The sequence below is a fragment of the Mesorhizobium sp. P2_D5 genome (assembly GCF_056404355.1).
The window spans coordinates 125,597-137,983 of sequence record NZ_JBFUEE010000010.1 but is presented as its reverse complement, the minus strand read 5'-3'; the positions used below and the strand labels follow the sequence as shown (position 1 = coordinate 137,983).

Annotated in this window: 13 protein-coding genes; 11 read left to right on the top strand and 2 right to left on the bottom strand. The window is 59.8% G+C overall.

The features are described 5' to 3' along the window. Positions 1 to 40: 40 nt before the first annotated feature. The 7 genes from AC1DYW_RS30625 to AC1DYW_RS30595 all read left to right on the top strand — a co-directional run bounded on the left by AC1DYW_RS30625 (position 41) and on the right by AC1DYW_RS30595 (position 5,187). A complete protein-coding gene (locus tag AC1DYW_RS30625; protein WP_019863854.1) occupies positions 41 to 370 on the top strand; it encodes a cupin domain-containing protein in 330 nt (109 codons plus the stop codon). Between the two features lie 37 nt (positions 371 to 407). Then, positions 408 to 830 (top strand): cupin domain-containing protein, encoded by a 423-nt coding sequence (locus tag AC1DYW_RS30620; protein WP_477228658.1) that lies wholly within the window; start codon positions 408 to 410, stop codon positions 828 to 830. 11 nt (positions 831 to 841) lie between these two features. Then, positions 842 to 1,882, top strand: a complete 1,041-nt coding sequence (locus tag AC1DYW_RS30615; RefSeq protein ID WP_477228657.1) for an Ldh family oxidoreductase — start codon at positions 842 to 844, stop codon at positions 1,880 to 1,882. 10 nt (positions 1,883 to 1,892) lie between these two features. After that, complete coding sequence (locus AC1DYW_RS30610) at positions 1,893 to 2,288, top strand: RidA family protein (protein ID WP_127262684.1); 396 nt, start codon at positions 1,893 to 1,895, stop codon at positions 2,286 to 2,288. Positions 2,289 to 2,304: 16 nt separating this feature from the next. Continuing rightward, positions 2,305 to 3,204: a fumarylacetoacetate hydrolase family protein gene (locus AC1DYW_RS30605; RefSeq protein ID WP_477228656.1), complete on the top strand. Its 900-nt coding sequence runs from the start codon at positions 2,305 to 2,307 to the stop codon at positions 3,202 to 3,204. Between the two features lie 55 nt (positions 3,205 to 3,259). Then, positions 3,260 to 4,840, top strand: a complete 1,581-nt coding sequence (locus AC1DYW_RS30600; protein WP_477228655.1) for a phytoene desaturase family protein — start codon at positions 3,260 to 3,262, stop codon at positions 4,838 to 4,840. A 143-nt stretch (positions 4,841 to 4,983) separates the two neighbouring features. Further along, positions 4,984 to 5,187: a hypothetical protein gene (locus AC1DYW_RS30595; RefSeq protein ID WP_477228654.1), complete on the top strand. Its 204-nt coding sequence runs from the start codon at positions 4,984 to 4,986 to the stop codon at positions 5,185 to 5,187. 958 nt (positions 5,188 to 6,145) lie between these two features. Here the strand turns inward: AC1DYW_RS30595 and AC1DYW_RS30590 are convergent. Further along, positions 6,146 to 6,745 carry a sulfotransferase family protein gene (locus AC1DYW_RS30590; RefSeq protein ID WP_477228653.1) on the bottom strand — a complete coding sequence of 200 codons (600 nt, stop codon included), beginning with the start codon at positions 6,743 to 6,745 and terminating at the stop codon, positions 6,146 to 6,148. Positions 6,746 to 7,579: 834 nt separating this feature from the next. Continuing rightward, entirely contained in the window at positions 7,580 to 8,251 is a 672-nt protein-coding gene (locus AC1DYW_RS30585) for a FadR/GntR family transcriptional regulator (RefSeq protein WP_126070473.1), read from the bottom strand. Between the two features lie 172 nt (positions 8,252 to 8,423). Here AC1DYW_RS30585 and AC1DYW_RS30580 point away from each other — a divergent pair, with 172 nt between their 5' ends. Genes AC1DYW_RS30580 through AC1DYW_RS30565 form a run of 4 tightly spaced genes read left to right on the top strand, consistent with a single transcriptional unit; the run spans position 8,424 to position 12,333 of the window. Continuing rightward, complete coding sequence (locus AC1DYW_RS30580; protein WP_126070472.1) at positions 8,424 to 9,233, top strand: ABC transporter substrate-binding protein; 810 nt, start codon at positions 8,424 to 8,426, stop codon at positions 9,231 to 9,233. Between the two features lie 9 nt (positions 9,234 to 9,242). Continuing rightward, positions 9,243 to 10,022, top strand: a complete 780-nt coding sequence (locus AC1DYW_RS30575; RefSeq protein WP_126070471.1) for an amino acid ABC transporter permease — start codon at positions 9,243 to 9,245, stop codon at positions 10,020 to 10,022. Beyond that, positions 10,019 to 10,813 (top strand): amino acid ABC transporter ATP-binding protein, encoded by a 795-nt coding sequence (locus tag AC1DYW_RS30570; protein ID WP_126070470.1) that lies wholly within the window; start codon positions 10,019 to 10,021, stop codon positions 10,811 to 10,813. The genes AC1DYW_RS30575 and AC1DYW_RS30570 overlap by 4 nt, the downstream gene beginning before the upstream one ends. Before the next feature lie 11 nt (positions 10,814 to 10,824). Next, on the top strand, positions 10,825 to 12,333 hold the full coding sequence (locus AC1DYW_RS30565) for an acyl--CoA ligase (RefSeq protein ID WP_126070469.1): 1,509 nt from the start codon (positions 10,825 to 10,827) through the stop codon (positions 12,331 to 12,333). The last annotated feature ends 54 nt before the right edge of the window (positions 12,334 to 12,387 follow it).

Below are 12,387 nucleotides of genomic sequence, written 5' to 3'. Positions count from 1 at the left end.
GCCGTGGCATTCAACCTGTAACAACGCTGGGAATTTTGTAATGACGTTAGCGCCGGATGGCCTCGAGCTTGGTCCGATCGGAGATAAGATCATTTTTGAAAACAGCCAGGTCCGGGTATGGAGCCTGGAACTGGCGCCGGGCCAACTCCAGCGCTGGCATGAACATCACCATACCTACCTCGTCATCCCGATCACGGCAGGCGAGAACGTGATGGAATTCGTCAGCGGCCGCGTCGTGAACACACACGAGCAGCCGGGGCAGGCGCTCTACAGGCAGCCGGGCGAACCGCACCAACTGCGCAATACGAGCACCTTCCACTATCGAAATGTCTTGGTCGAACTCCTCGACCAGCCGAAGGCCGCCGTCTAGGCGATCCCGCAAAACAAACGAATAACGGAAACAGCAAATGGCGAGTTCTGACGCAACCATTCCAGGCACGCCAAACGGCATGCCTCCACTCGAAGAATTGCTCGTGAATACCAACGAGATGGAATGGCGGGCGAAGTCGTTGCCCGGCGTTTTTGAGAAGATGCTCTGGCGCGATGAGGCAACCGGCGCCTCGGTTGCCCTCATCAAATTCGCCAAAGGCGCCAGCATCCCTTCGCCGCATATGCACGCTTCGAACCAGATGATGTTTTGCCTATCTGGGCATTACGAATACACGTCGACCGGCGTGACGCTGAGGGCGGGCTCCTTCTATCTCAACCCCAAGGGCAATGTTCACGGCCCGACGCTCGCTCATGAAGAGACGGTCGTCGTGGAAATTTACGACGGCCCTCATTATCCGAAGATGCCGGACTGGTATACGGACGAGCAGGACGCACGATGACGAAGCGCCGTGTGCCTGTCGCCGATCTCGTCGCGTTCGCGGCGTCGCTCTTTGCCACGAAGGGCGTGCGGCCCGACGATGCCCGCTACGTATCGCAATGCCTTGTGTTGGCGGATCAGGAGGGTGTCCCGTCCCATGGCGTCATGCTCGTGCCGATGTACCTATCGCGGCTAGAGGCGGGCTCGGTTGATGCCAAGTCACAAGGCCAGGTGGTCTCACGCCAGGGCGGCGTTGCCGTCGTCGACGCGGAAAACGGGCTAGGGCAATTGACTTCTCGAACGGCTATCGTCCTAGCGCTGGACGGCGCCCGCGAGCATGGCCTCGGCGCGGTCGCGGTCAGGCGTGGCTTCCACTTCGGCACAGCCGGGCATTGGGCGAGCGAACTTGCTCGGGCAGGCTGCGTCGGCATCGTCCTTTCCAACACTCGTCCGCTGATGCCGGGTGTCGGCGGGGCCGAGCCACTCGTAGGTAACAACCCGCTGGCAATCGCGGTGCCTGCTCCGGATGAGCCAGTCGTCCTCGATATGGCGCTGAGTGCCGCCGCGATGGGCAAAATCAGAATCGCCGCCGCTGCCGGCCGCGCCATTCCCGGGGACTGGGCAACCGACAAGAACGGCGTTCCCACCACCGATCCCGCCGCCGCCATCGAGGGAATGCTGCTGCCCGCGGCTGGCCCGAAAGGCTTTGGACTGGCGGTGATGATTGATCTGCTTGCTGGCGGCCTTTCGTCCGGTGGCGTCGGCTCCGCGATCAAGCCTTTGTATGGTGATCCAGGCCAACCCTATGACTGCGCGCATTTCTTCCTTGCAATCCAGGTCGGTGCGTTCCGCTCGCCTGCGTCTTTCGAGGGACTGGTCGGCGAGGTGGTAGAGCGCATCCGGACCTCGCGCCCGGTTGATCCTGCTTCTCCAGTAATGGCGCCGGGCGATCCCGCCAACAATGCGCGGCGGCTCGCCGAAAAGGACTGTCCTGTTGATCCGGCGACGCTGCGTAGCCTTGAGCAGGCGGCTCAGCGAGCCAACGTGCCATTTCCGTTTTCCATTCCAACCTAGCGAGGCCGACATGCCCAAGAAATCAATCACATCCAGCAAACTGGCAGTTCCGAACGGCCATTTTTCGCAGGCCAGCATCGCGGAAGCCAAGGGCAAGCTGCTATTCATCTCCGGCATGACTGCTCGCAAGGCAGACGGCACAATCGCAGGCATCGGCGACGTTTCAATCCAGACGCGCCAGGTTCTCGATAACGTCAAGGCGGCCGTGGAGGAGGCCGGCGGCACACTGGAGGACATCTGCCGGGTAGACGTCTATGTCCGCAACATCGAGCATTTTGACGCGATCCATAAGGTACGCCGCGAATATTTTCCGAACGAGGCCCCTGCGTCGACAATGGTTGAGGTCAGCAAGATGGTGAAGCCCGAATATCTGATCGAGATCAGCGCCATCGCTGTACTTTACTAATCGGAGTAGATCCTCAATGCGGTTTGCTTCCATTCGGCACAAGGATCGCGTCCTGCCGGCACTGATCGATCACGGCAAGGCTGTGCTTCTGGAGGATGTCGCTCCGGACGTCGTTGGCATCATTGAAATGGGCGCGCAAGGGCTGGCCGCCGCGAAGGCGGTGCTGGCGGACGCGTCACGCGCGCGCGTCGATGACTTTACCTTCGCCGCGCCGATTACGCGCTTCCGCCGTGACGTGTTGTGCTGCGGTTGGAACTACTGGGACCATTTCGAGGAAAGCAAGGGCAAACGCGAAGGCCAGGACGTCGACCGTCCCAAGGCGCCGACCTTCTTCACAAAGAGCCCTTCGACAGTCATCGGCCCCTGCGACCCAATCGCCTATGATCCTGGGATCTCCACCAAATGGGATTACGAAGCCGAAATCGCGATTGTCATAGGCAAATCCGGACGCAGCATTCCGCGCGCGCAGGCTTTCGACCACATCTTCGGCGTTACCTTGGCCAACGACGTCAGCCAGCGTGATTTGCAGCGCCGGCATGGCGGACAGTGGTTTAAGGGCAAAAGCATCGATGGCACGATGCCGCTCGGGCCGACCCTCGTCACGCTGGACGAAATTCACTTCGAGGACCTCTGGATCGAGTGCCATCTCAACGGCCAACGCGTTCAACATGCGTCTACCAGGCAAATGGCCTTCCCTATCGACGAACTGATCGCCGAACTTTCATTCGGCATGACGCTGTATCCCGGCGACGTGCTGCTCACGGGTACGCCGGCAGGCATCGGAAATGCGCGTGAACCGCCTGTCTTCATGGGCGAGGGGGATCGCGTTGTAGTATCGGCGGACGGCATCGGAAGATTGGACAACACACTAGTCCACGTGGACCTTCGCGGACAAAGCGACGTGTCGCTCGCCTGATATGCGCTTTTCGCAGTGGCGGCAGGTTGAGCGACATCATTGGGAGCGTTCGACCATGAACACCAACTTTGATTACATCGTCGTGGGTAGCGGTATCAACGCGCTCGTCTGCGCCGCCATGCTGGGCGGCAAAGGACAGCGCGTGCTGGTACTGGAACGCAATGACCGCATCGGCGGCTGCATGCGCAGCGACGAGATTACCGCGCCGGGCTTCGTCCACGACGTGATGGCAACGACCTTCATCCTGTTTGTGACCGGGCCCGCATATTCTGTGCTAGGACCCGACCTTGAGCGCCTTGGCGTCGAATTCTGCAACACTGATGTGCCGCATGCGGTGGTTCTACCCGACGGCCGACATCTAGTCATCCGGCGCAACCGGGATGACAATGTCCAGGCGCTGGACACGCTCGCCACGGGCGATGGCGCTAATTATCGTCAGGACATGGAAGGAATCGAGAAGGATGCGGCTTTGCTGTTCGGCCTGCTGGGCGGGCGCCTGTGGAGCTTCGCGACACTCAAGCTGCTGCTGGCGGAAGCCTGGCGGCGCGGGCCACTCGGGCTCAAAGCCGTGGTTGGCAATGCACTGACGCCGGCCCGTTCCTGGCTCGAGTCGAGCTACCGCTCCGATGTCGCCAGGGCTCTGTGGGCCCCTTGGTCGCTTCATGCTGGTCTTGGTCCCGAGGATGCCTTTTCTGGTCAGATAGGCAAAGTGATCGGGTTCTCGCTGGAGGCTGGCGGCTCGCCGATCGTCAAGGGCGGGGCGGGTAAGCTGCTCTCTGCCTTCTCGAAGCTTATCGCGGAGCGCAGCGGATCTATCAGGACGCAGGCAGACGTGGTGAGCGTGACCAGGACGGGAGGTCGCGCCACGGGAGTGCGCATTGCCTCGGGCGCGGAGTTTTCCGCTGCGAAAGGCGTCATCTGCTCGATGACGCCGACCCAGCTGTATGAAAGGCTGCTTGGCGGCGCCCAAGTCATGAACGAGCCCGATGCGGTCGCGAACTATCGCCACGGCAAGGGCAATTTCCAGATGCACTACGCACTCGACCGGATGCCGGCCTGGAAGAACGCCGAACTCGCCCAGGCCGCGGTGGTGCATCTCGCCTCCGGCATCGACGGGGTTTCCAAGGCTTGCAACGAAGCCCTGCGCGGTATGCTCCCGGAACTGCCGACGATCTGCGTTCAGCAACCGCATGTGCTTGACCCGTCGCGCTGCCCGCCCGGCAAGGCCATCTTGTGGCTGCAAATGCCGGAGGCGCCCCGCTTCGTCAAGGGCGATGCAGCCGGCTTGCTGGGTCCGCCGGAAGACGGACGGTGGACTGAGGGCTTGCGCGAGGCCTATGCCGATCGGGTGGAGGCTGTGCTTGCGGCGCATATTGACGGATTCCAAGAATCCGTAATGGCACGTCGAGCCTATTCGCCCGCCGATATCGAGGCCATGAACATCAATCTTGTTGGCGGCGATCCCTACGGCGGTTCCTCCACCATCGACCAAGCGTTGCTGTGGCGGCCGTTCAAGCACAGCGTCAACCACAAGACCGATGTCGAAGGTCTCTATTTGATCGGAGCCTCGACCCATCCAGGATCCGGGCTGGGCGGCGGTTCCGGCTTCCTGCTCGCGCAGCATCTGACGGGATGACGCGCACGACTAGGACCTGCCCGCCGCGCCTAGCCGGAATGCGAGCAAGCAGCTTAGGCGGTCCCAGGGACACTGACATTCACTTCTGGTGCTTTGCCTGGAATTCGTCGTGGTAGATGACTTCGTCGAAGCGCAGTTTAAACATGGACGAGGTCCATATTGCCCAGTTTACCGCATTGCTCAGAACGCTGGCCAAGTCGAACCCACAGCGTCAGATCATTATCGCGGTGCACGAGAAGCCGCTGTTCGAGTATCTCTCGCTCGAGCTCAGCCGCAGTGCCGATGGCCAGACGCTGATGAACTATCTGCCCCACGTCTTCACGCCGGACCAGGCGGTCGCGGCATGATCACCGCGAGAGCACAAGTCCAATCGATGAAGCGCCAGCGCCAACACGGACGGCATCGGGGTTCACCATTTGTGCCTAAAAAGTCGCATAAATGGCAGACTGGAATTGGCACACGCGTGACAGCCCAGCTAGGCGTTATCCAATCGCGCTCCACGGCAGCGGATACGCCGATAGCACCCATGATGGATGGCCATTTACGAGTCTCTGTGTGCAAAAAACGCACACGAAAGTTCCGCTTCTCTTCTTTTTTCGTTCCCACGATGAAGCCGCCGACAGCCCTATTTGGACGCTCTTTTGCCGACGATATTGACCGTTCCATTGCGGACGTTCACTGCGATATCCGTGCCCTTTGTGTCCGATACGGCGTCCAATTTGCCTGGGGTTCCTGGAAGGTTTTCGAACTTTCTGTCTTGCGACTCCCGTTGAGATGCGCGCGCTTCTGAAGGAGGTGGGGCTGTCTGGATCCGCTGTGGTGCAACTGGGTTCGAGTCGGTAGAGAGCTACCGCCAATACCGAGTTCGTCTGCTGACGGGACTTCGCAAGCGAGATCAGCAGAGTCAAATCCTGTCCCCGCAACGACCCCCTGGCCTCGGCGTGATCGCGGCTCGATGCGCTGGGTGAGCCTGTCGCGAGCAACAGGTTCGGGCGGGGTATGTCGATCGCCTAAGCCGCGTCACATAAACTGAACATCGTCCGTTTTGTGTGCCTGTCTACGGATCGTCAAGTTGGCCCAAGGCTGCCGTTCGGCAATGCGCCTCAAGTTGGCCATTGAACTTATCATGGCCGCCGTCCAGAAGCGGACATCCGAGCGGCTAGCCGCAATGGCACCTTTGCGCCCAACAGCGGCCACCTTCCCCTTGCTGGTGCACCCGCTTCTATTGGTTACAAGCATCGGAGCGGCCGTGGACAGGCTGCTACGCGCGTTACCCGGGCTACGGGGTCGAACTCGGTGCGGGGCTTATTTGGCGAAGCGGCTTCGGAATTCGGTAGTGGTGTTGCTGTGGGGGAAGGGTTCGGCCGGGATCGGCACGCCGAGAAAGGCGCACAGGTTCGGCCAGCCTTCGGCCACCTGATAGACCAGCAGGCGCGACGGCGGGAAAGCCGAGATCACTTCGGCGTTGTGGGCTTCGAGCACTTCGATAGCATGGGTTTCGTCGTCGAGACGACCGCTGAAAATTTTCGTCTCTATGACGGCCCGGCCAAAACTTTGCGGGTCGGAGGTCTGGCCCATGGTGTTGAAGATCGTGGCGCGTGCGCTCCTGTACCAGTCCTCGGGGTTGCGAACGGTGAGGATCAGCTTGGCGTCGGGGAAATACTCTGCGAGTTCGCGCCAGAAATAGGCCGTCGGCCAGTCGACTGCCGACTTGTAGCCGGCATAGACGACGTCCCAAGCCACCGGCTCGCCGCGCCCCGCGGCGCGGATCAGGTCGCGGTGCTCGGGGTTAGAGTTGACGTCCTCCATGTGAGGGCACGGCCCGAACCCGAGCATTTCAAGCGCCAGGTTCAGAGTGTGCGTGCCGGTGCGGCCGAACCCTGCCCCGATAACAGATAATGCCATGCAATCCTCCTGTGGCGGGAGCGGATCATAGATTGCAGAGGTTGGGAAGGGAGGATGGTCCTGGCGCTCACCCTGAGAGACCAAATCGGCATATCGAGCGATGCGCCGAACTCGCTCTGCCCGAAGGCTACATAGCGGGCCGGCCGGTTACGGCGTCGATAGCGATCCGAGCCGCAGGAACTAGGCGGCAGTCTTCGTTTCCAACATCATAGCCCCGACAAGGGTCGCTTCGGGGCAATTTCGGCCTCGGGCAGTAGGTGGTCGTATGTCCGCATTCTCGTTGCACAGCCCGGACGCTCCCTATCAGCTCCCGGCCCGGAGGGGGTCGTTGAATGGTCCTACAATTCGGATTCGACCGGTGCTCCTGGAAGCTTTTCGAACTTTCTAGGTCGCGCCTCAGCCCGAATTGCGGTTGCTTATGGATAAAGTGGGATTCGGGTTTTGGATAGCTATGAAGGCATCGACTTCTGGCGCGTGCGCCGGATAGCGCGTGGAGGCGACTAAGAAAGACGAGCAAGCCGAGGTTACCGAAGCTGCGGCCCAACCCTCCGCCCGACCGCCTCCCACGCCAGCTCGACCGGCGCATGCATAGGCTGCGCCAAGGCGCAAGCCGTGAGGGAAGGCTGTGGGATAACTCCTACTGCGGTAGCACCCCAACATGCGCCACCGCTTCGGCAGAGGGGTCATGGAGGGCCAGCAGGGCTAGCAGCGCGAACACTGATCCAACGAAGATAGCTCGGACAGGCTAGCAATATGATCCATTTTCGCAGGCTGCACGTGTTCAGGCGCGAATTTGGAATACGTCTGACTGCAATTGTGAAGCCGAATACTCGCTTACTTGCGGGGATCGAGCAGACTGCGGGCTACGTCTTCTATGTGCGTGCGCATAGCGGTTTCCGCTTGCAGGGCGTCGCGACCGCTGATGGCATCCAGAATGGTCTTGTGCTGCTGCGCATAGTGCTCCCGTCGCTCCGGCGTGAGTACAGCCTGACGCAGCTGGCTCCACGTCCTTTGCCGTCTTATCGCATTAAAGCTATCGAAAATTGAAAGCAGGAGTCGATTGCCCGTGACCAGACACAGTGCCCGGTGGAATTGCCCATCCCAAGACTCCCACGCTGCAGGATCTCCCGAGGCTCTTCCTTTCTGAACTAGTCCGAACATATCGGAAATTTGAAGTTCGCTCGCACGCAGCGCTGCCATTCGGGCGATCTGAGGTTCGATCGCTAGGCGTGCCTCTAGCGCCTCGGCCGGGCTCGTGTTTGCGGTAACGAACGACAGTTGTGTCGGTGCTTTCTCGGGACGCGAACCAGCAAAGGTACCCTGACCGACATGGCGCCAGATCCGTCCTTCCGCCTCGAGCCGATCAAGCGCCACCCGCAACCCCATTCGACTGACGTCAAGCTGCCGCGCTAGATCGCGTTCCGGCGGAAGCCGGCTCTGCGGCTGGAAACGGTTCTCACGCAGCATTTCGTCAAGCTTCTGGTGAGCGTAGTCGGACCTCTTCATACTAGACCATTCCGCATTGGCTTATTTTGATTGGCGAGCGCCCACTGTGTGTTGACAGGGCGCAAGCGTTGGGAAATAGATAATGAAACTCATAACAAGAACACTATCAACAAATAGACCAATAAGCAATGGTCCAAATCGTTGGGCCGATAAACAAGGGGAAGGTTGCCAGATGTCTCGTTTCTCCAAGAGTGCCGGTTGTGCCATCGCGCTCGTCTTCGCGGTTGGTGTTGCTCATGCGGCTGAGGTGGCGCCGCCAGCGGATATCGCCAAGGCGGGCAAGATCACGTATTGCGCCGAATTCGGGAACCCGCCGCTCGGTTTCTACGACGAAAACCAGGTTCTGGGCGGTATGGATGTCGATATCGGCACAGAGATCGGGAAGCGGATGGGGGTAAAGGTCGAGTGGAAGGAGACTGCATTCAGCGCGATCGTTCCGGCTCTCCTGGCGAAACAGTGCGATGCCATTCTGTCGCAGCTTTTCGACAAGCCGGCGCGCCGCGAGGTCGTCGACTTTGTCAACTACATGTATTCGAGCCAGTCGCTCTTAGTGGCGAAGGGCAACCCGAAGAATGTCAAGGGACTTGATGATCTTTCGGGTCTCAAGGCCGCAGTGGACAATGGCACGACGATCCAGAGCCTGCTGGACGAGCAGAACAAGAAATTCAAGGAAGCTGGAAAACCTGAGGTAACGGTCACGGTCTTCCCAAAGGATTCCGATGCTCGCCAGGCGCTGCAAATTGGCCAGGTGGATGCATACGGAACCACTCTCGAAACAGCTGCTTTCTTCCTCCAGAAAGCGGGCCATATTTTCGACATTGGCGGCGAGCCGTTCGCTAAGATCAAGACCGGAATCGCCACCCGCAAAGGTGAGGTCGAGATGCATGATGCCGTTCAGAAGGCCTTCGATTCGATGAGGGCCGACGGTACCTACAAGAAGTTACTCGCGAAGTGGGGGCTCGAAGGGGACGCAATCGAATAGGCGGCCTTCATGAACTTCGAATGGGGCGTTTTCTGGGAGTACCTGTTCTGGCCAAGTTCGGTCTATTTGCACGGTCTCTGGCTGACCCTAAGCATTAGCGTGGTCGCTCAGGGCTTCGGAACCGTTCTGGGGCTGTTCATAGCCTTGGCCCGGATTTCGAAGCATCGCCTTCTGCAAGTGCCCGCGCGAATCTTCGTGTGGGGTTTTCGCGGCACGCCATTGCTGGTGCAGATCGTTTTTATTTACACCGGCTTGGCGGCCGCGAACATTTTTCGCTTCGAGGACATCAATCTCGGCTTCGCGACGCTTCCCGGCAATCTGCAGGCAGGACTTCTTGCATTGACGCTGAATGAAGCAGCCTACATGGCGGAGATCATTCGAGCCGGGATCAATTCCGTCAACCTAGGCCAGACGGAAGCGTCAAAGTCCCTGGGAATGACATATGGCCTCTACATGCGCCGCATCATACTGCCGCAAGCAGCGCGCGTAGTTGTCCCGCCGCTGGGCAACGAATTCAACAGCATGCTGAAAAACACGACACTGCTGAGCGTGATTGGCGTCCCCGAACTTCTGCTCGCAACGCAGATGGTTACCTCCGTAACCTTTCGTGTTTTTGAGCTGTATATGGTGGTCGCCTGCTACTATCTGACCCTCACCACGCTCTGGGGCTTTGTCCAGCAGCGGCTCGAGTCACGGTTTGGCGATCCTGCCGCGGCAGCTTCCCGCAAACTTGCATCAAAGGGATACCGGCGCCTGTTCGGTTTTGGACAAATTGGAGAACCGCGATGAGCGATGATCCGGTGGCGGAGCCTGCGATTGTCACCGCGCGCGGAGTGGAAAAACGCTTCGGAGACCTTCAGGTTCTCAAGGGAATCGATCTTACCGTCCGCAAGGGAGAGGTGGTCGTCATCGTTGGTGCGTCGGGGTCGGGCAAGACCACGTTCATACGCTGCATCAATCACCTTGAGAAAATTCAGAAGGGTCGGATCGAGGTCAACGGCCATCTGATCGGCTATCGCGAACGCAATGGTCTGCTTGTTGAAGACAGCGAGCGCAACATCGCTCGTCAACGCTGCGAGATTGGAATGGTCTTTCAGCTGTTCAATCTTTTTCCCCACCTGACGGCCCTCGAAAACATTATCGAAGCGCCGATTCACGTGCGCAAGATTCCGCGTGAGGAAGCGCTCCGAACGGGCCGCGCATTGCTCGCCCGCGTTGGCTTGGCCGAAAAAGAGAACACTTACCCCGCGCAACTGTCTGGTGGTCAGCAACAGCGTGTGGCCATTGCCCGTGCGCTGGCCATGCGTCCTGCCCTTATGCTGTTCGACGAGCCGACCAGTGCGCTCGACCCTGAGATGATTGGCGAAGTCCTGGACGTCATGAAGGAACTCGCCCGCGAGGGCATGACCATGATCGTGGTGAGCCACGAGATGGGCTTCGCGCGCGAAGTGGCAAACCGCGTCATCATGATGCACGGCGGCCAGATAATAGAGGATGCGCCTCCGGAGCAATTCTTCACCGCGCCTGCCCATGAACGGACCGCGGCATTTCTATCTCGAGTCATTGGCAAGCGAGATTGAGGGCGGTACGCATGAACACGATCCGCGATATCCTAAGTTCAGCGCCCTCGAGTGCTCGAGCAATTGGGGCTCCCGCGCGCTCGGACGTCACCTCGGGAGAACTGCTGGCTCTTGTCGATCGAACGGTCATATCTCTCAACAATCTTGGCATTGGGAGGGGTGACAAACTAGCCATCGTCCTTGTCAACGGCCCCGAGATGGTCGCCGCCTTCCTAGCCTGCGCAACCACCTGTACGACAGCTCCACTCAATCCAGCCTACCGCGAGGACGAGTTTTTCTTTTACCTGGATGATCTCAAGGCGAAGGCGCTTCTCGTTGCGGCCGGTAGCAAGAGCCCAGCGCTCGCTGCAGCCGCTCGTGTCGGGATACCGATAATTCACCTGCACGCACGAGAAGAGGGTCCGGCTGGTCTCTTCGATATGTCGGGCACACCGTCGGTGGCCACCACGCCTGGACCGGCGGAATCTGAGGATATCGCCCTGGTCCTCCATACTTCGGGTACGACCTCCAAACCCAAGATAGTGCCGCTTAGTCATACGAACCTGCTGACTTCAGCGGCAAATATCGTAGGGACGCTCAAGCTCGGGCCGTCGGACCGTTGCCTCAACATCATGCCACTCTTTCATATTCACGGTCTGGTGGCGGCCGTGCTGGCAAGCCTGTCGGCTGGCGGCAGTGTCTTCTGTACGCCCGGCTTCAATGCGCTGAAGTTCGTCAGCTGGATGAACGAGGCCAAATCGACCTGGTATACGGCCGTGCCGACGATGCACCAGGCGATTCTGGCGCGCAGCAGTGGCAATGCGGAGCTTATTGCCGCCAACCGGTTGCGGTTCATCCGTTCGAGCTCGGCATCATTGCCATCACCCGTCTTCGCCGAAATGGAGCGCGTTTTTGCGTGCCCGGTTATCGAAGCCTACTCGATGACTGAGAACGCCCATCAGATGACGTCCAATCAGTTGCCGCCAGGCCAGCGCAAGCCAGGAAGTGTCGGCGTCGCTGCGGGACCCGAGGTTGCCATCATGGCCGCGGACGGACGATTGCTTGCTCCCGGACAGGAAGGAGAAATCGTCACACGCGGCGCAAACGTCACGCGTGGCTACGAGAACAACCCGAAAGCGAACGCCGAGGCATTTGCTCACGGCTGGTTTCGCACCGGCGATCAGGGTGTGATGGACGATGACGGTTTTCTTCGCCTTACGGGCCGGCTGAAGGAGATCATCAACCGCGGTGGCGAGAAAATCGCCCCACTTGAGGTCGATGAAGTCTTGATGGCCCACCCTGCGGTTCACCAGGCTGTGACCTTCGCCATACCGCATGACAAGCTTGGTGAGGACGTTGCCGCGGCCATTGTGCTGAGGGAGGGAGCCCAGGTAGGCGAGCGTGATATTCGGGAGTTCGCGGCGGGTCGGCTGGCCGACTTCAAAGTGCCACGACTTGTAGTCTTTGTGCCGGAGATCCCGAAGGGCGCCACGGGCAAGATGCAGCGCATTGGCCTCGCGGCAAAACTTGGGCTCGCATAGGATGGTCAACACCGCATCACGCGCCAAGATTGATTCCGCAGCGGTGCTCGCCCG

Excerpts from the sequence above, each read along its gene's own strand:
- AC1DYW_RS30625 (WP_019863854.1), top strand. The coding sequence starts at position 41 with ATGACGTTAGCGCCGGATGGCCTCGAGCTTGGTCCGATCGGAGATAAG.
- AC1DYW_RS30620 (WP_477228658.1), top strand. The coding sequence starts at position 408 with ATGGCGAGTTCTGACGCAACCATTCCAGGCACGCCAAACGGCATGCCT.
- AC1DYW_RS30610 (WP_127262684.1), top strand. The coding sequence starts at position 1,893 with ATGCCCAAGAAATCAATCACATCCAGCAAACTGGCAGTTCCGAACGGC.
- AC1DYW_RS30605 (WP_477228656.1), top strand. The coding sequence starts at position 2,305 with ATGCGGTTTGCTTCCATTCGGCACAAGGATCGCGTCCTGCCGGCACTG.
- AC1DYW_RS30600 (WP_477228655.1), top strand. The coding sequence starts at position 3,260 with ATGAACACCAACTTTGATTACATCGTCGTGGGTAGCGGTATCAACGCG.
- AC1DYW_RS30595 (WP_477228654.1), top strand. The coding sequence starts at position 4,984 with ATGGACGAGGTCCATATTGCCCAGTTTACCGCATTGCTCAGAACGCTG.
- AC1DYW_RS30590 (WP_477228653.1), bottom strand. The coding sequence starts at position 6,745 with ATGGCATTATCTGTTATCGGGGCAGGGTTCGGCCGCACCGGCACGCAC.
- AC1DYW_RS30585 (WP_126070473.1), bottom strand. The coding sequence starts at position 8,251 with ATGAAGAGGTCCGACTACGCTCACCAGAAGCTTGACGAAATGCTGCGT.
- AC1DYW_RS30580 (WP_126070472.1), top strand. The coding sequence starts at position 8,424 with ATGTCTCGTTTCTCCAAGAGTGCCGGTTGTGCCATCGCGCTCGTCTTC.
- AC1DYW_RS30575 (WP_126070471.1), top strand. The coding sequence starts at position 9,243 with ATGAACTTCGAATGGGGCGTTTTCTGGGAGTACCTGTTCTGGCCAAGT.
- AC1DYW_RS30570 (WP_126070470.1), top strand. The coding sequence starts at position 10,019 with ATGAGCGATGATCCGGTGGCGGAGCCTGCGATTGTCACCGCGCGCGGA.
- AC1DYW_RS30565 (WP_126070469.1), top strand. The coding sequence starts at position 10,825 with ATGAACACGATCCGCGATATCCTAAGTTCAGCGCCCTCGAGTGCTCGA.